Source organism: Fodinibius salicampi (assembly GCF_039545095.1).
Classification (GTDB): domain Bacteria; phylum Bacteroidota; class Rhodothermia; order Balneolales; family Balneolaceae; genus Fodinibius; species Fodinibius salicampi.
This window is the reverse complement of the sequence record NZ_BAABRS010000001.1, coordinates 181,664-199,786: the sequence shown is the minus strand read 5'-3', so window position 1 is coordinate 199,786 and position 18,123 is coordinate 181,664. Positions and strand designations below refer to the sequence as shown.

The window sequence follows — 18,123 nt, the reverse complement described above, 5'->3', positions numbered from 1 at the left end:
TTCATTATAAGGTTCTGAAATAGTCCTGATTTCTGTTAAAAATATTAATATGAGTATATCCTTCCATCTCTCGGTTATCGAGGGGCTGCATCACATATTTTTGAAGCTGTTGACTTATCTGTTCTGCGGAAGAATAGTGATTGGCCATACCTTCTCTTATCACAGACAACGGTAGATCATCAACCTTTGCATCCCGGGGATCCTGAACGATGACATGCCCTCCCTCCTGCCGGATTGTCCGGGCCCCGGCCAATCCATCAACTCCATCCCCACTTAAAATTATACCCAATACACCCTTTCCATATAATCTTGCCGCAGATCTAAAAAGGACATCAATAGAAGGACGGTTCCCATTTTCTCTGGGACCACGATGGGCTTTAACAAAAGGCCGGTTACCGCTCTTTATAATTTCACAATGGTGGCCTCCTGGAGCTAGCCAAGCCGTTCCAGGCATAAGTACTTCCTCCTCAAGAACCTCCCTTACAGCCAAAGGGGATACGTCTTTTAGAATCCTTGCCAATTCCCGGGTATAATGCCTGGGAAAGTGCTGGACAGAAATAATCGGAACCGAAAAATCAGCAGGGAGCTTCTTGAGAATCTCATTCAATGCCTTCGGTCCACCCATACTGCCTCCTGTAACAATCAGTCTGACCGGTCCTCTGTTTATCCTTAGTTCTTCTCTTTCCGGCTGTTCCTCCGTTTTTTCTGATTTCTGGTGGGCTGTTTTCTCTATACTCCACCCATCGACAGCATTTCTCCTAATCACCCGCTCGACTCCTCGTATTATCTGTGGCAAGCGCTTTCCAAAATGATGACTGGAAAATAAAAGGGCATTACTTTTTTCCGGCTTGGTAAAAACATTGACCGCCCCATTTTGAAGAGCATAAATTGCAGCCTCAGCTCCCCTTTCTGAACGCGAGCTAATAACCACTATCGGCAGTTTTGGAAATCGTATCCGTAGGGTATTAAAAATCGTATATCCGTCCGATGCCGAATTTTCGATATCCAATAAAACAACATCAGGATTTTCTTTACTAACCAATTGTTCACTTTTTGTTAGCTCTCCACTGACCCGAACCACTACATCGGACTTCCGTTTCAGCACTCCAGCAATGGCCTGCCGGACTACTATATTATTATCAAGAACAAGTACTTTAATTTTTTCCATGGCAAACTCCTTCTACTTTTCATCCCACTGCCTGCATTGTTCAACATTCTGGGAAGCAACCCTCCCTATTTATATAATTCATACACAGCCAGTTGGTTTCCGCATCTATATCAAATGACATCTTTCCAAAATGCTATCCAAAGCCATTTTAGAAGACAGGTCTCGGATTAATTGTTGTCTATTGGATTATACTATCTCTTTCCGTCAGCTGTTGTACGGTCTTCGGGGGATAAAATGTGAGGGAATGCATTACATTTTATTACAGGAGTAATTTGCTAATAACATGTTCTGATTCATTTACTGATAAGTTGTAATGATATGGAATGGTATTTTCTATCACTTTTCAAAGTGATCCTGGCTTTACCTTTGGAAAAAGAAACCGGCTCATCATCAACCGTTCCTTCAAGTCCCCCGCTTTGCAATCCATCAGGATTAAGGATTTCCAACTGGTAAACGGTTTCTCCATCTCTCAGCTTCCATTTCACACGGTAGGAATTCCAATCCGACGAAATCACGGGATTGATCGTCATTACATTCTTTTTGATATGTATACCCAGAATCGATTCCAGGGCTACCCGGTACATCCACCCTGCTGATCCGGTATACCAGGTCCAACCTCCCCGGCCCGTGAGTGGTGGTTCGCCATAGACATCGGCCGCCACCACGTAAGGCTCAACCATGTACTCCGAGACCTGTTCAGGAGTCGAAGTATGATTAACCGGATTTATCATATGTAAATACTCGACAGCCTTGTCTCCCAATCCACTTTCAGCAAATGCTTTAATCGCCCATACTGCAGCATGGGTATATTGTCCCCCATTTTCCCGTACACCGGGAATATACCCTTTAATATATCCCGGGTTTTTGTCCGTTTGATCAAAAGGCGGGGTGAGCAGACGGATAATACGATCCGCTTTCGAAACTAAATACGTTTCCAAAGCCTCAAGAGCTTTTTTATTTTTCTCTTTGGGGGCCACCCCCGATATAATTGACCAAGATTGTGCGATGGCATCTATACGTCCTTCCATATTCCCAGCAGAACCCAACGGGGTGCCGTCGTCATAGAAAGCCCGCAGATACCACTCTCCATCCCATCCTTCCTTGTTGAGATGTTTCGCTAACTTCCGAGCCTCTGTGTGGTAGCGTTCAGTTCTTTCCTTATCTCCCTGCTTTTCACAGTATTTTGTGAACTCTTTTAAGATAATATGCAGGAAGAACCCCAGCCATATGCTCTCACCTTTTCCTTCGTCCCCCACTCGGTTCATACCGTCATTCCAGTCGCCGGTCCCCATCAACGGCAGACCGTGCTTACCAGTTTTCATGGTGACCTCGATGGCCCTGATGCAGTGTTCATAAAGGGAAGCCTTTTTATTAGACTGCTGGGGTTGCAGGTAAACCTCGTGTTCATCGTCTTCTAGTGTCCGGGCTTCGAGGTATGAAACTTGCTCCTCCAAAATTTCCTCATCCCCGGTCGACTCGATATAAAAGTTGACCACATAAGGAAGCCAAAGCCGATCGTCCGATATTTTGGTTCGCACTCCCCGACCCGTCGGAGGATGCCACCAGTGCTGTACATCACCCTCTGGAAACTGTCGGGACGCATGCAATAAAATTTGTTCCCGCGTCATCTGGGGATCAACATATAAAACAGTCATGGCATCCTGCAGCTGATCGCGAAAACCGTACGCTCCACCAGCCTGATAGAAGCCTGTTCGTGACAGCATACGGCAGGCTATATTTTGATACATCAACCAACCGTTCATCATTTGATTAAGGGAGGAATCGGGGGTATCTATGTGAATGCGTCCCAGACGCTCTTCCCAGAACGCTGTTATATCCCGAAATGCGCTGTCCACCTCCGTCTTATGCTGGTATTTCTGGACGAGCTTTTCCGCTTCTTCGCTGTTTTTTGTTTCTCCCATTACTGTTATCCATTCAATTTCTTCTCCCGGTTCCACAACCACCTTGATCTGAAAAGCAGCACAAGGGTCTCCACCAGTTTTAACAGTATTATCAAGGTGAGATTCTGCTATAACGAATGCTGGGGTTTTCAGCGAAGCATTTCGACCAATAAATTCCTGGCGATCAGTTGTGAACGAAATTTCAGCTCCATTCTTTGCCTCTGTTAAAGAGGAAGCAAAACCTACACGACCAGCAAATTCATTGTTGTAATGGTTTCGCGCATAGATTACATGCTTGTCTTGGTCAGCTTCCTGAATTATAAAAGGAGCAGAATCTTCCCGGTTGATACCTAACACCCATTCACGATAACTAAACAGAGAAAGATGTCTACTTTCGTCGCTTTTGTTGCGTATTGTTAACCTTGAAATCTTAACCGGATCATTTTCAGGTACAAATTGCAACAGTTTGGATTCTATGTCATAAGAGGTGTGTTCATATCTCGTATATCCGAATCCATGTGACACCTCATAGCGATTTTGTCCGGATACAGGGGCCGGTGTGGGCGACCAATAGATCTTTTTGTCCTCATCGCGGATATAAAATGCCTCAGCCGGCGGATCAAGCACCGGGTCATTAGACCAGGAAGTTAATTTATTTTCCCGACTGTTTTCACTCCACGTATATCCGGCTCCACTTTCGGTAGCCAGAAATCCAAAATTTGAATTGGCAATTACGTTGATCCAGGGGGCCGGGGGATACTGAAATATTGCTTGATCAAAATCAGGCTTAATAATAATACGATATTCACGGTCATTATTGGAAAAACCTCCATAACCATTGAAAAATTGGAGATCTTTTACAACCTCCTCATCTTCCTCAGGCTTATGATCACCTATCGAGGCTTTCTGGTACAGTTGAAACTCACGGTCCTCGCTAAAGGAGCTTACCTCTTCAGTATTAGCAGAGATAAGCGTTTCCATTTTTGGGAGACTACCTTTTAACACTACTGAAGCAACCGTTAGGATCAGTGTCAAATCTTTATGGGACAGGCGGTCAGACCGCAGCGTAAATACATCCCCCTCTCCATGTCCCCGGTGGCTGCTGTGTAAGGCTTCTACTATCCGCTGGATACCTTCCTGCAGCTCATCAGCATAGCTCGGTGGATGGTCATTAACAATCACTAAGTCAACTCTCAGCCCACGATGTTTCCAAAAGAGATGCCCCTTCAGCATCTTTTTCAGTGACTTTAACTGATCGGTCTTGCTAATTCTGAATACTATAATCGGATAATCCCCTGAAATCCCGTATGACCATAATCCGGATTGCTGGTGGCGATTTTGAATAAGTACATCCAAATCTGCTCTAAATCGGGAATCATTATATAACAAATACCCTGTCATTTTTTGGAAATACTGAAACTGTGTGCTACTTATTCCAACATGCTCTAGCTCCACCGTGTTATAGATGGAAGAAAGTTCGAAAGCGCGTTCAACGGCATGTGGATTATCAAACATATCTGCCAGCTCTTCTGCTTCTTCCCGGCTCCCGGCCCAACCAGTACCAAAGGTAATACTTATCTTTTCACCCGGACCCAATATCACTGATCGTCGCAGACTAAGTATGGGATCCAGCACATTCCCTATGGATCCACTGAGCTTATACCCTGCATCCATAGCACAGGGATTCTCCAGCGACCGACCTCGCCCTATAAAGTTTGCCCGTTCGGTCTCAAATTGAAGCGGTTCCGAAAGATTTTCCAGGTCATGGCTTGCTACCATATGGACCATCCATATAGAATCCTCATCAGCACTTCGAGGTCTGCGCCAGGCTAGAAGACCATGATGCTCAGCCAGATAGTCGGTTTGCAGGAATAACTTTGAAAAAGCTGGATGAGATTTATGGTCTTCTGCTCCATTAAGTACTATTTCGGCATAGCTGGTAAGCTCCAGGGTTCGTTGGCGGTCGGAATAGTTAGTGAGCGTAATTTTTCTAAGCTCAATGGGATTCTCCGGTGATACACATACTTCCGTTGTCGTTTCTATCCAGTCATCCACTCTAGAGGTCTGTACCTTCCCATTGTGAAACCAGGTATCGTAGCGATCAGGTTTCCGTTTTACCGGTTGATGAAAAGCCGACCAATATTTTTCACTTTCCCGGTCCTTGACATATATAAACTGACCCAGCGGATCTTCCGTAGCATCAGCTTCCCATCCTGTGAGTCTGATATCTTCATAGCGGGAACTTCCGGTACCGGCGTGACTTATAAACGAATGAAATTGGCCATTTGATAGCAGGTGTACTCGTGGAGGGGAATCATCAATATTATTCATTCCCGCATGATCAACAGTATACGTTACACTTTGCTGCTCCCCGGGTTCCATTTCTACGTCAATCGGGTAGGGTTCTTTGACCGGAATACCGCGTGGGATACGTTCCTGCAGTAAGAGTTCGCAGGCTTTAATTTGGGGATGGGAATGGAAATAACGATGAATTGACCAACCCTGCAGTACATTCAAAAGGGCTATAAGGCTCATCCCATGATGATGCACCATATACGTTTTTACCAATTTAAAGGATTCTGATTTCTCTAGGCGATCCGGTGTGTAATCAACAGCATCGTAAAATCCCTTCAGCCCGAGTGCCCCTATTTTTTCCAGTTCTTCCAGGTTATCCAGTGATTTTTTAGGATCTACCATCAACGATAAGACAGAAGCATAAGGCGCGACAACAAAATCCTCAGCTAATCCCCTTTTCAGGCCAAGTCCAGGTACCCCAAAAGCCCGGTACTGGTAATTCAAATCCATATTGAGACTGTTATAGGCACTTTCAGAGAATCCCCAGGGGCGGTCAAATTTATTTGCATACTCGCGCTGCAGATCCACTATGTGTCCATAGGTATGGCTTAGCAAGGTATTAGGATACGACCTCTGAAACAGGTGGGGCATCAGATATTCAAATGTCGTTCCGCCCCAGGAAAGCAGAAACTCATGTTGATGACGACTGGTTAACCGCCGGCTCAACCGGAACCAATGTTCCGAATGAACATCTCCTTTGGCAATGGCAATCAGTGAAGCAATACGAGCTTCACTGGCCAGCAGGTCATAGGTCCCCTCGTCAAGCTCCGCTTTCTCCACATTATAACCAATGCTGAACAATCCGCGTTTTTTATCATACAAAAAGCGGAAATCCATCTCGGATACCAATCGCTCACTGATATCATTTATAGATTGAATTTGATCTTCCCACCTTTTCAACAACTTATATGCACTACTGTTTTCTGTTTCATTCCCCAGATTTTTTAAACGCTCTTCAGGTGATGATTGCAGAGAATCTTCCGAAGCGGAGTTTTCCAATTTTCTCAATTCATGCTTATAACTATCTATCTGTCGAAGTGGACTTTCCAGCCAGTAAAGCAAATCATCCATTTGCTCATCCCCAAGTAAACCGCGAAGCTCCATAATATTTTTTCCGCATAGATTACAGGCTGTCTCTTTTAATTCATCTAATAGCTGGAGGGTGCCTGAAACCGTAGCTGGCTCTTCACTCTTCAATAAATCCTCCATTGCATTCAGGCAAGCTATCATCTCAGTACATACATCCTCATTATTAACCTCTTCTTTAAGATCGGATACAATAGATCTCAGGGTTTCAATTGTATCCCTCAGTCCATTCCAAAAAGCACCGCTGGGATTCTGTTGCTTCATAAGCTGACCTACAGCCTGTCTGATTACAATAAGTCCCGCTGCAAGATTACCAGAATCAACAGTAGATACATATTTAGGACTTAGAGCCTCTCCCAAATTAATTTCGTACCAGTTGTAAAAGTGACCTTTGTAGCGTTCAAGCTGTACCAGTGAGTTCAGGGTATTCTCCAGCCGAGTCAAAAGTTCGCTTACCGTAATATATCCCATTTCATAGGCTGCCTGCGTGGAAACAAGTGTCAGCCCGATGTTGGTCGGTGAAGTACGGGCAACCGGTGGAAGCGGGGGATCCTCCTGATCATTATCAGGGGGTAGCCAAGCATATTCTTCAGTGACCAGTCGCTCAAAATAAAACCAAGTGCGCCGGGCATAAGTCCGCAGCTTTATTTTATCATCATCAGAAAGCTCACTTTTTTTCTCTCGGTCGGTGGTGCTGAAATACTTAGCAAACCAGGGAGAACTTATCCACAGCATTGAAAATGGGATAACAATCCAGAGATCAGCGGGATCAATCAATATTCCCGCCACTAAGACACCTATTCCTAAGACAACCGAAGCTGCCATAGAACGGAAATAAGAACCCAGATCATTTGCACTAAGGCTTTCAGCCTGTGAAGCGGAGGTCCATTCCATCAGCCGTTTTTTTGCAACAATCAAGCGCCACAGGGTTCGGCCGATAGCATCCAGCTGGAGAACCGCTTGATGAGGAAGAATAGCCAGTGTCGAAATAGCCTGAACGGTATTTATTTTTAAGTTTGATCGGACTTTTTCAAAATATAATTTCCATTTTATACGGGCAGGACGATTGAATATATCCGTTGAGAAGCTCACATATATGGGAAAAGCAAGAATACCAAAAGCGGCCATTGTCCATATAAGGGCAGATCCGGGCAACCAAAACCACCCAGTCACAAAAAAGAGCGTTAGGAAGAAAGGATTGAGCGACCGACGCAAATTATCAAATATCTTCCAGCGTGATAACAAATTAATTGGATTTTTTGTGGTCCCGTCGGGTCCAGGAACGCGAGGGAAGAGCCATCTTGCAATCTGCCAGTCACCGCGTGTCCACCGGTGATTTCTTTTGCAATAACTAGCGTAGTTCGTTGGATACTCATCGAAGAGTTCAATATCTGTACTTAGCGCCGCCCGTACATAATTGCTTTCGATTAAATCATGCGATAGTATTCTATTCTCGGGGAACCGATCTTTAAGAACCGTATGAAAAGCACGTACGTCATAAATACCTTTACCCGTGAAAATCGCTTCTCCAAACAAATCCTGGTAAATATCCGATACAGCGGTAGTGTACGGATCGATGCCTACATTCCCAGAAAATATTCGTGCAAATAAAGACTTGTTTGCTGCATCGGGGGGAATGGATATCCGGGGCTGAATAATACCGTAGCCTTTGGTAATGCGATCTTTTTCCCTATCGTAAAAGGCTCTGTTCAGTGGATGAGAAGCTATTCTCACCAGGTCGATGATACTGTCGGGTGGAGTTCGGGTATCGGCATCCAGGGTTAAAACGAACCGGACGGGTTTTTTCTGGATAGAATTGGTAAAATTGCCCATCATATATGGAAATGGAGACCCACCCGACGGGTTACAAAGTAACTCATTCAACTTTTCCAGCTTCCCGCGTTTTCGTTCCCAGCCCATCCATTTTACTTCTGAAGGATTCCAATCTCGCTGGCGGTGCAGCACAAAAAATTTATCACCGTAGCTGGACGAATATTTCTCGTTGAGTCTGTTTATTTCTCGTTCGGCCCTTTCAAGAATACTCTTATCTCCCGGCATATGCTCTTGATCGGCATCCGTAAAATCAGACAGCAAGACAAATTGCAGCCCCGGATCGGGATTCGCCAATGAGGTAATTTCCAGTTTTTCCAGCTGGTGTTCCATCTCCGCAGGTGATCCGACAAGGGTAGGCACTACAATGAGGGTGCGGGCCTGGCCTGGTATCTCCTTATTAATCCTCATTCTGGGGAGTATCCGGGGAGGTAGCGAAAATACAAACAAGCGGTTTATGGCTGAGATTGACAGCTCAAGGGCGGGAAAAAATCCTACCAGCAGTACGCTCAAAGAAACAAATATAGAAGAACTTATAGCATCAGTAGCCAGCCAGAGCACTGCCAGTAAAATGATGGTAAAAGAAGCTATAAATCCAATGTAATAACCGGCTGTTTCCTCAAGTTTTCGTCGAATGCGTTCGCCCAGCGGCATATCATATCTGATACGCCGGGTCAACTCATCATAACCTTCCCCAAGCAGGTAATAGCCCACATGTTTTTTCAACACCGAGTAACCCTTAAAAATATCATTGGCATCCCTGCCAGAGTGATTAATATGGCTTTCCGAAAGCACAAGCACTTCTTCTGCCACTTGCTTCTCAGTATATTCTGAGTGGCTGGCCAACCGCTCAACAGTACTTCTGTACTTATTCTTAGTGCCTGAATCCATATCTGTAAAAATTTCCATTGGATCCAGATGCAAAATCTGATCAACAATGGAGCACTCTTCAACAAACTCCTGCCACTCCGTTTCGGAAGCCTCCCTCATTGAAAGGATAGCGTTCCGGATACTGACATGTAGTTTGGACTGTCGCTGTGCTTCGTCTCTCAGGGCTTCATCGAGTGTTGTATCATGAGAGCGCAGCCTGTACTCGAACCATTTCTTCTCCTCTTCGGATATCAGTCCCGCCCCCTGTAATTGGTGAGCAAGTTCAACGTAAAGTAATCGATCATCATACGAATCTTTTCGCTCGTCCAACCATTCGATAACCCTTCGCAACACTCTTCCCGGCTCATCAGTATCATGCTCCACTAACTGATTGATGAGGTCTTGGATATCTGTCCGGATATTACGCCTTTTCAGCACTCGGCTGGCTTTTAATGCCAAATGGCGTATGAGTACTAAACGTACCATAACAGGGATAGCCCAAAGCTCACCGACCTTTAGCGGTACCTCCTCCTGATAACTCTGGACATACCGGGTCAGACCTTCAATATCAATTACATTATCGGTATGGAGTGCCAAGTTTTGCACAAGATCATAAACACGGGGCAACCCCATATTAGACCCAGAAGAAAGGTGGGGGATATTGCGCTGATAACCGATGGGAAAATCATTCTCTACCTGAACAATTTGCTCCTGGATGATATAAAAATTATCAATTAACCATTCGGCGGCTGGCGTGATATCTTTATTCTGCTTAACCGATGTAGCCAGAATTTTATATGCCTTTGTCAATCCTTCTTTCGCTTCCTCAAGCCGCGGCTTTATAGGTAAAATATCTTTATTCTGATAAGTAAAAGTATGTCTGCGGGAAAGTTCTTTCGCATCCTGTTTCAGCAGTTTAGCCTGAAACATTAATTTGGACTTAGGAGCCATAGGTTATGTAGCGATGATTAACGTATTTCAATGATACTTTTGGTACCGTCTGGCTGAACCACCTCAAAACTGAGCAACCATCCCTCATCCGCTTCATCAACATATATTTTTTCCGGGTGGTGAATTAACCGGTTTAATTTATCCAACTGAATATCCAGCAAATCAGACTTATCATCATAGGTGATCCCTTTCAGCAGCATCCACTGCGTTTCAGGCTGCATTCCCAGTGCGTCAGCTAATACCCGTATTTCAGCATATTCCGGCTGCGAGTCTTTTAAGAATTTTTTAGAAAAAGAATTGAAATAATTACCCCATTCTCTTTTTTCTATTTCCTTGATAGCCATAACAGTAAGTCGGTTTAAAGAATTAAGTTTCATTTGCCATAATTATCTCAAACCCAGATGTCAATTGTTTACAGTCAGATTCCCGTCTGCAATGAGGGCGAATACCCTACAAAAAGAAAGGCTACTAGTCACAAATAATTAAAAGCTTAGATAAGATGTAAGAAATAACACTACAGGATCTATAGATCAATCTACTATAATCCGGTAGTTAATATTTTGGGTTATTAAAAAGTAAAACAGATAAACAGAAAATCATCCAAACAGATATGAGGTAATGTTATGGAAACTACAACCACTATTAAGTCCCCATTTGACCAACAAACACTTCAGTACTTTAAGGAACTCCTTTTGGAAAAACGCAGGGAAGCTGAAGAACAGGAAGAACAAATTGAAAATAATATTTCCAACTTAAATGAAGCTGATGATGCGGATCAATCCTCTATTGCACATCATATGGGAGATTTTGGTTCCGATACCGAAGAAAAACAGATGAATTATCAGTTCCTGCAAAGAACCAGAAAATTCCATTAATCGACTTAATGAAGCACTACAGAGAATTGAAGATGGAACCTACGGTATCTGTAAAGCTACCGGAAAACCAATATCCAAGGGAAGATTAGAAGCCGTTCCTCACACCCGTTACAGTATTGAAGCAAAGAAACAAGGAAAAGATGAAAGCCTGTAATTCAGATCCGAAAAAGGTTAAGTAGGGAAAACCCTACAGGTTATTCATCATTTTTCCTACATACAGGTAACGTTACTAAAGCTATTTTATAATTAGAAATCAAAGATAGATAAGTGATAGAAGTTCTTTTTAAATAATGATATAAATATAAGAGCACAGCTTACGGAGGTACTATGGTACAAACGTAAGTAAGTCTGAAAATTTACCTTCGACTTCTTGATAAGTCACTTTACAGTAAGGGATTTAGAGAGTGTGCTCAGGTTTTACGTTGTTCACTGGAAGGTGGGCAACAAGAAGCCAACGGTTGAGGGTGTCACAAACGAGAGATTTGAGACTGAGATCAAACCCCTTGAACTTGATCCGGGCCATACCGGCGAAAGGAAACCAATGGCTTCAATTTAATTGCTTGAGGGCAAAGCTCCTGTATATAATATGTATGCGGGGGCTTTTTTAATTCTCCACTTCTACTTTCCCAATTCAAAGTTCATTAAAATAAACCGGACTTATGCTTGATTAAGCTTGAGGATAAATCTTACATTTCCATCACTCCAAACGAATACGTGGCTCACTATTTCCATAGATGTCCTCCTCATGGTGTTGGTGAAACACATTCACAATAAACAGGAAGGCAATGGTATACATAAAAGCGAATAACAGTCCATCGCCAAAGTTAAGCCAGATACCAAGTGATCCGGTTAAAACTGATGAAATCACGCCCCATATTATATTTCCGATGACTGAAATCCCTTCTTTTTTTATAATAAGTCCATAAAGCGAGCCGATCACCAGCCCCAATGCGGTAAACCAAAAAATTGCTGTTCCACTTAATACGATCATTTGGACCTCCTTTTAAGAAGGTGAAGATTATTTTGTAATAAATTATAAGCGTTTCTTATTTACCGTGTTGTAATGAAATACCCGATAATATTGGAGATTTTTAATCCATCAATTTTAAAATGATATTGCTAACTAATTATTAATTCTGTAGACTTTTATTATCTAGTAAAATTGAGAGAAAGGTTACCCATATAACGTTTAAGAATCCCATGCCCAATGGATGAGCTGACTAAAAATCTTACGCGGTTGCTCAGGCACCTAAATTTTTCGGATATACGCATTAACAATGATTCAGAATATCCAGATCCGCAAGTCAATCATACCCTCATAAAGGAGATGGGATATACGCCTCCGCTAATGGCCCAAAAAAATGAAATCATTTACTATTTTGAATTTATCGAAGATAATCCAAAAGATTTAAAAAGACTCAAGCGACCGCTACAAAAAATTATTAAACTGGGGTATGAACGATGGGACGCTGATTTTATCCTAGTAACCCATTACGGAAACAAAGACACCGTCCGGGAATGGTGCCAAAACAACAAGCTGCCCGTAGATCAGATCTGGGAGATGTAAAAATGTAAGGATTTAGACTACATCTGTTTCATCCTTAACTGTAATTCCCAAAAGACTTTCTGCCGTATTTTACGGATAGTTCAACCATTACATAAAAAACTATCCTATTATGCGATTTGCCATTCTTTCTTTTTTTCTGCTTCTACTAAGTTGTAGCCCCGAAAATGATAATCGGCAATCCGAGAGTATAGACAAAGTTGTTAATATTGATACAACAGCAGTGGTCGAAGCAGCTAAGGAAATTACTACGGCATCTTTTAAGACGCTAAGTAGTAATTTACAAAAGGCCATGAGTGAAGGAGGTGTATCCAACGCCCTTGAATTTTGTAATATAAAAGCAATGCCTCTTACCGATTCCCTTGCTTCCCATTACGGCATTGAGCTTCAGCGGGCGTCTCACCAGCCCAGAAATCCGGTCAATAAAGCTGATTCACTGGAAATGATAGCTATAAAAGAATATATACGAAATATCGAGCAAGGCCGTGAATTAAAACCGGTAACCTACACCCGGGAAAATGCCATCATTTATCACGCCCCTATTCGCATTCAAGGACAACTGTGCTTGAGTTGTCACGGCAGTCCCGGGACGGATATCTCACAATCAGATGTTGAGATCATTCAAGAGTTGTATCCCGAGGATATGGCCACCGGTTTTGAGATCGGTGAGCTAAGGGGAATCTGGAGTATTCAATTTCCGGCGAATTATTTCAATCAAGAGGATAAATAGACAGCCAAGTACAGCCAAGTATGTATGGCCGCCGGAGCGAAGGATTTTAAGCAGGCTACCGATTGTAGATATTTTCCAGTTTCAGGGTATCTCCCTTTTCATTAACAATCTCCAAATCGTATCGAATAACGATGCGTGTGCCTAAGGGTGCGTGATAATAAATGTACCAGGCGGCCGCCTCCGAAGTACCGATACAGCCGTTCGAGTACGCCTTGCCCAGAGTCTCAATATTGGTGGTGGGATGTATAAGCTCACCATAGTGTATACCATTGATCTCAGTTACGAGCCAGGGAACATTGGGCAAATCCGTCACTACCCCATCGTCCCGACGGGTGACGTGGTAGGCGCGGTTATTGCTGGGATTGATGAAGTTTGGATTTTTGCTGTGCTGGACAATGATTCCCTCTCCGGTATGAGTGCGTAGATCCACTACCCTGCCAGCCATGGCCAGGTATTTGCGTTCATTACGTCCTATACGTACTGGAAATTCATAGGTTATGCTATTATCCTGTCTAATTCGTAGTATAAATTCCGGAAGATTGATATCCAGCCAGGTCTGTTCAAAAATCCGATTCAGACTATCAACCGCTGCGGAATCGGGAATAAGCAGAGAATCTCCCGGTTTGAATATGGTGCGTTCTTTAATCTTCAAACTGGTAATACCCCGTTCCTTTAATCCATAATAATCAGTGGCAGCAAGCGAATCGACAACCCAAGGGTTATTTCGGACAATCAAATGTTCCGAAACTGGATAAGTGAGCAAAGAGTCATAGCGGTTTACAATGTTGTCCATCACCTTAAAATAGTCCTTAATCTTTACTGTATCTTCAAAAGTGTAAATAATTTCTGCCATTTCTGGGGCTGAAACTTCAAAAGAGGCAATGGATTCTTTTTTGTTGGAATAAAGGAAAAGAATCACTGTCGTAACCAAGAGGAACAATATATTTCTGGATGATGCCATATCTCATGAATTGATATAATAGTTCAATTTTAAGCCTAGGATACAAAATTATTTAATCCAGCGTATCAGTGTAATTTACTGAAGAGAATGTAGTTCATTTCCCCGCATGCTGTCAGTTCAAATACTACACTCTTTAATCTGCATCTTTGTTTTAGATACACGTTCCAAGCTGCAAAAATTCTCTCGATCCCTTATAGTTCCGTTGCTTGCCAACACTATTGTAGGGAAAATGCCTACCCTAATCTTCTATTTATCCTTCTACCTTGTCAGCAAAAGACACCTATATTTTACTATAAACAAACTAGCTTGATAACCAACTATTCAATTCGCCATGAAATTGCTAATTGTATACGGTACAACGGAAGGACAAACAAGAAAAATTTGCAACTATCTGCGTGGCAAAGCCGTAGATAATGGCCATCAGGTTACGATTGTGGATGCCACCGGCCCCGATGTAAATCCAAATAGTTTTGATGCGACTATTATCGGAGCTTCGCTTCATGCTGAAAAATACCAATATTCTGTTGAACACTACGTTCAAGAACATCACAAATCTTTAAATAAAATGCCCACGGGTTTCTTATCGGTAAGTTTGACGGCTGTTTATGATGATTCCCAAAACCAAAAAGAGCTTGAAAAAATCGCTAATAATTTTTTTGACAAAACGGGATGGAATCCGACCTTTGTAGAGCAGGTGGCCGGCGCACTTCGCTATACAAAATATAACTTTTTTAAAAAAATCATTATGCGAATGATTGCCCAGAAAAGCGGAGGAAGTACCGATACGTCAAAAGATACCGAATACACCGACTGGAACCAGGTGAAAGAATTGCTGGATAAACTGGAAAAAGAAATGGTAAAAATCCAAACCAAGAATTCTATAAACAAATGACAGAACGAGTGCAGAATACCCGGACAAAAGAAGTTGAACATCTTATGGAAGATTGGATGAGCCATAAGTCATCAAATATGGACCGGTGGTATCTGAAAATAAGCAACAATCACTATCACCGACAGACCTACAAGCACAATAAGTTTTCGTTTCCAGTCCATTGTTCTTATTGAAGAATATTTGATTCGCTTACCCATTCTATACCATATTAGAGGTTAGTGGGCTAAACAGCTCCGAATCTATTCAATTTCGGTACCTTCCTCTTGAACAACAGCCACAGTGATATCGTCGACCCCGGGAAGGTGATCGCCCAGAGGCTGGCAATCCAAATAAGAGGATGAAAGTACATTTGAAAAACCAGGAAAGGTAAAATAAGCCCGTTAGCAATCATAAACCGCCGTACGATTCGTTCCAGTCCATCACCGGTAAAAGCCATTGCTGCAAACAAGGTCGACAGGCTCATAAAACTGTAGCCAAGAATGTCAACGGCATATAGGAACGAATCAAAAGGAACGAAAACAAGAAACTCAATACCCTCAAGTTCACCACGCATAATACGTGGCAAAACCAGCACAAGCTGAACGAAGTAAACAATTCCGATCAGCGTGAGATAGACCGTTGCGAAACTCAAGCCGATGTGACTCCAGATTCTTCTCTCCTCCGAAGCCTGATAGTGCACGGCAGCCATCAATACCACAAAAGATACGCCCAGCAGCAATGAAGGCGTCAGCAATAGTACAATGCCCATCGGAGTACTAGAGCTTTCAGGTCCCCGTGCGATCCCAGCATTCCCATCCATTCGAAAAGCTGCGCTACGAAATAAGCAATACTGAACACGCTGGCAAAGATGGCAGCCCAATATCCAACTGTCTTATGCGAATTTTGTTGTTCCATGGTTTTATCCTTCTCTTAGTTTTCCCATTAATCTCACGCACACTATTAGTTATGCTGATTTTGACGCCCGATCCATTGCCGCCGCTCGCAGTTCATCCGGCATCTTTTCAATAGCATACCGCAAGGCCGTCCGCGACATGATCTCTTTTTTGCTCATTACATAATCAAAAATCTCTTTTTGATGGGATTCACTGGCTGCTTTCATTAACCAACCGTACCCTTTCTGCACCAGGTCATCGTCATCCATAAGCAGCAGTTCGGAGATCTCCAGAACTTCCTTCAGAAATTTGCCATCTCGAGCTGGGACAATTAACGTGACGGCAGATCCGCGTCTCACCCACCGATTTTCCGCTTTAGCCCACAGTTTTAATTCTGGCAGATATTCAGGATACATCTCGATGAAGGTACCAATTGTATGATTGCAGAGCGTATCACACGAGGCCCAGTTTACTACATATAGATGAAGCCACTTTTCGAATATGATGAAATCATCCGGCTCATAATCTTTACGTAGAGCATACGCCCAGTTGCAGGCGATATAGGATTCCTCCGTGTAACCCGACTGCCAAAGCTGTTCGCACAGCCCAAATACTTCAGATTTCTTTTGATCACTGATCTCTTTGAAATATTTCTTTGCTATTTGTGTTACGGTTGCCGTTTTAACTCCATACAACCGGACCTCCTCTTTGAAGAAGGTCTTGCCGATTTTCCTGTTTTCAGGCTCGCTGTTTTGTTTCAGCTCCCTTCGAACTTCATTCAGAATGTTGTTCGTATCCATTGCTTCTGTGTTAAAATTTTTATTTAATGATTATTGGCAGCTGCCGCGCAAATTCAATGCAGGACGCCACATCTTTAACCGTAAATCTGGCCTTTGTATAGTTTCCATTTCTGTTGGTTTCTGTCAGCGCTTCATATAATTCTGATGTTTCGGCCTCTGCCACTTTGCCGACCGAATCAAAACCAGCCTTAAAAAAAATTCTGCAGAACACAGATCCTACGCCCCATATTCTGGAAAGATCAGATAATTTGAGCAGTTCATTAATAGAAGCAAGACTTATGTCTGCTTACTTTGAAAGCTTGTCCCTTTTTTCGATTGTATCGGCCTGTTCAAATAGCTGGAATGTATTTTTGATACCATACTTTTCCAGATTAGCAATGACAGATACAGGAATGCCCGGAAAATTATTCAGATAGACCGGCTTGGGCAAAAGCCGATTAAGTTCCCTTTTAAGAATTTTCAGGTACTCTGCAGGAACTCCTGACTCATCTGCCAGTTGATCTATCTTTCCTTTGGATTTTAGAATTTCTGCCAGCTCATCAAGGTTACTGATACCTCTGTCACTGAGCTTTTTGAATCGCTCCTTAGTATTCTCCTGGAGAAGTCTCCTACCCAGAAACAGTTCCCCCTCTTCGAGCTCCCTGCCGTAATCCGATAACGCGTATTTCTTCAGATTAAAAAAATATTTGTTATTCATTTGCCTGTTACTCGTTAATTGACTCTCTCATTATTCATTTTGGCGAAACCGACTACATAATTCTTGCCATAATATTTGGCACACTTGGGACATGTTGTATAGTAAAAATATATTGCTTCCGGATGTTTTCCCGACTGACTGATCTCGACCTTCAGTTCATAATACCATCTACCGGCTTCGCGGTAGGGCCCCTCGAATACACGAGTGCGGAAATCTCCGCTGATATATTCCATCTCCTCTCCCGTCACTTCTTTGTTAACTGAAAAATAGTGCTCGCTTTTCCATGGAGAAAGATCGCGGGTTAACACAACAAACTGATCTTTTTCAAGAGCTCCCGCTTTCTCTATGGTATCAAAAGTTTTCGAAAACACACGACCCATATTCAGCGGGATGTGGAACAGGCTTCGGGTTGTAGCCTTAACAAATGGTTTATGCTGAAATGTAGCTCCTGTCTGTCCCACCCTTCGGCTTTAAACCGTGGACAACAACCGGTCGGATTATCGGAGACGTCATAAAACGGTAGTTTATTCAGTTCCATTGCATATCCACTTATGATTAACTTTTGAGAACC

General features: G+C 42.9%; 15 protein-coding genes, 1 pseudogene and 1 riboswitch. Of the genes and pseudogenes, 5 read left to right on the top strand and 11 right to left on the bottom strand.

Features of this window, described 5'->3' with window-relative positions:
* Positions 1 to 4: 4 nt before the first annotated feature.
* The 3 genes from ABEB05_RS00910 to ABEB05_RS00900 form a co-directional block, all read right to left on the bottom strand.
* On the bottom strand, positions 5 to 1,168 hold the full coding sequence (locus tag ABEB05_RS00910) for a chemotaxis protein CheB (RefSeq protein WP_265786666.1): 1,164 nt from the start codon (positions 1,166 to 1,168) through the stop codon (positions 5 to 7).
* Between the two features lie 293 nt (positions 1,169 to 1,461).
* The gene (locus ABEB05_RS00905; RefSeq protein ID WP_345694223.1) at positions 1,462 to 10,161 is read right to left on the bottom strand and encodes a glycoside hydrolase family 94 protein; all 8,700 of its coding nucleotides are present in this window, start codon (positions 10,159 to 10,161) and stop codon (positions 1,462 to 1,464) included.
* Between the two features lie 17 nt (positions 10,162 to 10,178).
* Positions 10,179 to 10,505 carry a DUF5335 family protein gene (locus ABEB05_RS00900; RefSeq protein WP_265786664.1) on the bottom strand — a complete coding sequence of 109 codons (327 nt, stop codon included), beginning with the start codon at positions 10,503 to 10,505 and terminating at the stop codon, positions 10,179 to 10,181.
* A 279-nt stretch (positions 10,506 to 10,784) separates the two neighbouring features.
* Between ABEB05_RS00900 and ABEB05_RS00895 the strand changes: the two genes are divergently transcribed.
* Together ABEB05_RS00895 and ABEB05_RS17075 are read left to right on the top strand one after the other, a co-directional pair.
* Positions 10,785 to 11,036 carry a hypothetical protein gene (locus ABEB05_RS00895; protein ID WP_265786663.1) on the top strand — a complete coding sequence of 84 codons (252 nt, stop codon included), beginning with the start codon at positions 10,785 to 10,787 and terminating at the stop codon, positions 11,034 to 11,036.
* Positions 10,999 to 11,190, top strand: coding sequence for a TraR/DksA family transcriptional regulator (locus tag ABEB05_RS17075; protein WP_350356645.1), 192 nt, complete (start codon positions 10,999 to 11,001; stop codon positions 11,188 to 11,190). Before ABEB05_RS00895 ends, ABEB05_RS17075 begins: the two co-directional genes overlap by 38 nt.
* Before the next feature lie 296 nt (positions 11,191 to 11,486).
* A riboswitch (TPP riboswitch) is annotated at positions 11,487 to 11,589 on the top strand.
* 144 nt (positions 11,590 to 11,733) lie between these two features.
* On the opposite strand, the gene ABEB05_RS00890 is transcribed toward ABEB05_RS17075, so the two are convergent.
* Complete coding sequence (locus ABEB05_RS00890; RefSeq protein ID WP_265786661.1) at positions 11,734 to 12,027, bottom strand: hypothetical protein; 294 nt, start codon at positions 12,025 to 12,027, stop codon at positions 11,734 to 11,736.
* Between the two features lie 216 nt (positions 12,028 to 12,243).
* Between ABEB05_RS00890 and ABEB05_RS00885 the strand changes: the two genes are divergently transcribed.
* A complete protein-coding gene (locus tag ABEB05_RS00885; protein ID WP_265786659.1) occupies positions 12,244 to 12,603 on the top strand; it encodes a hypothetical protein in 360 nt (119 codons plus the stop codon).
* 109 nt (positions 12,604 to 12,712) lie between these two features.
* Positions 12,713 to 13,330 (top strand): Tll0287-like domain-containing protein, encoded by a 618-nt coding sequence (locus ABEB05_RS00880; protein ID WP_265786657.1) that lies wholly within the window; start codon positions 12,713 to 12,715, stop codon positions 13,328 to 13,330.
* A gap of 55 nt (positions 13,331 to 13,385) precedes the next feature.
* Here ABEB05_RS00880 and ABEB05_RS00875 read toward each other — a convergent pair whose 3' ends face one another.
* Positions 13,386 to 14,291: a L,D-transpeptidase gene (locus ABEB05_RS00875; protein ID WP_265786655.1), complete on the bottom strand. Its 906-nt coding sequence runs from the start codon at positions 14,289 to 14,291 to the stop codon at positions 13,386 to 13,388.
* A 331-nt stretch (positions 14,292 to 14,622) separates the two neighbouring features.
* On the opposite strand from ABEB05_RS00875, the gene ABEB05_RS00870 reads away from it, so the two are divergent.
* Complete coding sequence (locus ABEB05_RS00870; protein WP_265786653.1) at positions 14,623 to 15,183, top strand: flavodoxin domain-containing protein; 561 nt, start codon at positions 14,623 to 14,625, stop codon at positions 15,181 to 15,183.
* A gap of 223 nt (positions 15,184 to 15,406) precedes the next feature.
* Here ABEB05_RS00870 and ABEB05_RS00865 read toward each other — a convergent pair whose 3' ends face one another.
* The 6 genes and pseudogenes from ABEB05_RS00865 to ABEB05_RS00845 all read right to left on the bottom strand — a co-directional run bounded on the left by ABEB05_RS00865 (position 15,407) and on the right by ABEB05_RS00845 (position 18,090).
* On the bottom strand, positions 15,407 to 15,931 hold the full coding sequence (locus ABEB05_RS00865; RefSeq protein WP_265786651.1) for a hypothetical protein: 525 nt from the start codon (positions 15,929 to 15,931) through the stop codon (positions 15,407 to 15,409).
* Positions 15,910 to 16,077 (bottom strand): hypothetical protein, encoded by a 168-nt coding sequence (locus ABEB05_RS00860; protein WP_265786650.1) that lies wholly within the window; start codon positions 16,075 to 16,077, stop codon positions 15,910 to 15,912. The genes ABEB05_RS00865 and ABEB05_RS00860 overlap by 22 nt, the downstream gene beginning before the upstream one ends.
* Positions 16,078 to 16,126: 49 nt before the next feature.
* Positions 16,127 to 16,855: a DNA alkylation repair protein gene (locus ABEB05_RS00855; RefSeq protein WP_265786648.1), complete on the bottom strand. Its 729-nt coding sequence runs from the start codon at positions 16,853 to 16,855 to the stop codon at positions 16,127 to 16,129.
* Between the two features lie 19 nt (positions 16,856 to 16,874).
* Positions 16,875 to 17,135, bottom strand: coding sequence for a DUF4332 domain-containing protein (locus ABEB05_RS17070; RefSeq protein WP_350356644.1), 261 nt, complete (start codon positions 17,133 to 17,135; stop codon positions 16,875 to 16,877).
* A 6-nt stretch (positions 17,136 to 17,141) separates the two neighbouring features.
* Entirely contained in the window at positions 17,142 to 17,552 is a 411-nt protein-coding gene (locus ABEB05_RS00850; RefSeq protein ID WP_265786646.1) for a hypothetical protein, read from the bottom strand.
* A gap of 14 nt (positions 17,553 to 17,566) precedes the next feature.
* A pseudogene (locus tag ABEB05_RS00845) lies at positions 17,567 to 18,090 on the bottom strand (hydrolase).
* Positions 18,091 to 18,123 lie beyond the last annotated feature (33 nt).

Bases quoted from the DNA above. Each gene is read 5' to 3' on its own strand.
- ABEB05_RS00910 (WP_265786666.1), bottom strand. From the start codon at position 1,168: ATGGAAAAAATTAAAGTACTTGTTCTTGATAATAATATAGTAGTCCGG.
- ABEB05_RS00905 (WP_345694223.1), bottom strand. From the start codon at position 10,161: ATGGCTCCTAAGTCCAAATTAATGTTTCAGGCTAAACTGCTGAAACAG.
- ABEB05_RS00900 (WP_265786664.1), bottom strand. From the start codon at position 10,505: ATGGCTATCAAGGAAATAGAAAAAAGAGAATGGGGTAATTATTTCAAT.
- ABEB05_RS00895 (WP_265786663.1), top strand. From the start codon at position 10,785: ATGGAAACTACAACCACTATTAAGTCCCCATTTGACCAACAAACACTT.
- ABEB05_RS00890 (WP_265786661.1), bottom strand. From the start codon at position 12,027: ATGATCGTATTAAGTGGAACAGCAATTTTTTGGTTTACCGCATTGGGG.
- ABEB05_RS00885 (WP_265786659.1), top strand. From the start codon at position 12,244: ATGGATGAGCTGACTAAAAATCTTACGCGGTTGCTCAGGCACCTAAAT.
- ABEB05_RS00880 (WP_265786657.1), top strand. From the start codon at position 12,713: ATGCGATTTGCCATTCTTTCTTTTTTTCTGCTTCTACTAAGTTGTAGC.
- ABEB05_RS00875 (WP_265786655.1), bottom strand. From the start codon at position 14,291: ATGGCATCATCCAGAAATATATTGTTCCTCTTGGTTACGACAGTGATT.
- ABEB05_RS00870 (WP_265786653.1), top strand. From the start codon at position 14,623: ATGAAATTGCTAATTGTATACGGTACAACGGAAGGACAAACAAGAAAA.
- ABEB05_RS00865 (WP_265786651.1), bottom strand. From the start codon at position 15,931: ATGGGCATTGTACTATTGCTGACGCCTTCATTGCTGCTGGGCGTATCT.
- ABEB05_RS00860 (WP_265786650.1), bottom strand. From the start codon at position 16,077: ATGGAACAACAAAATTCGCATAAGACAGTTGGATATTGGGCTGCCATC.
- ABEB05_RS00855 (WP_265786648.1), bottom strand. From the start codon at position 16,855: ATGGATACGAACAACATTCTGAATGAAGTTCGAAGGGAGCTGAAACAA.
- ABEB05_RS00850 (WP_265786646.1), bottom strand. From the start codon at position 17,552: ATGAATAACAAATATTTTTTTAATCTGAAGAAATACGCGTTATCGGAT.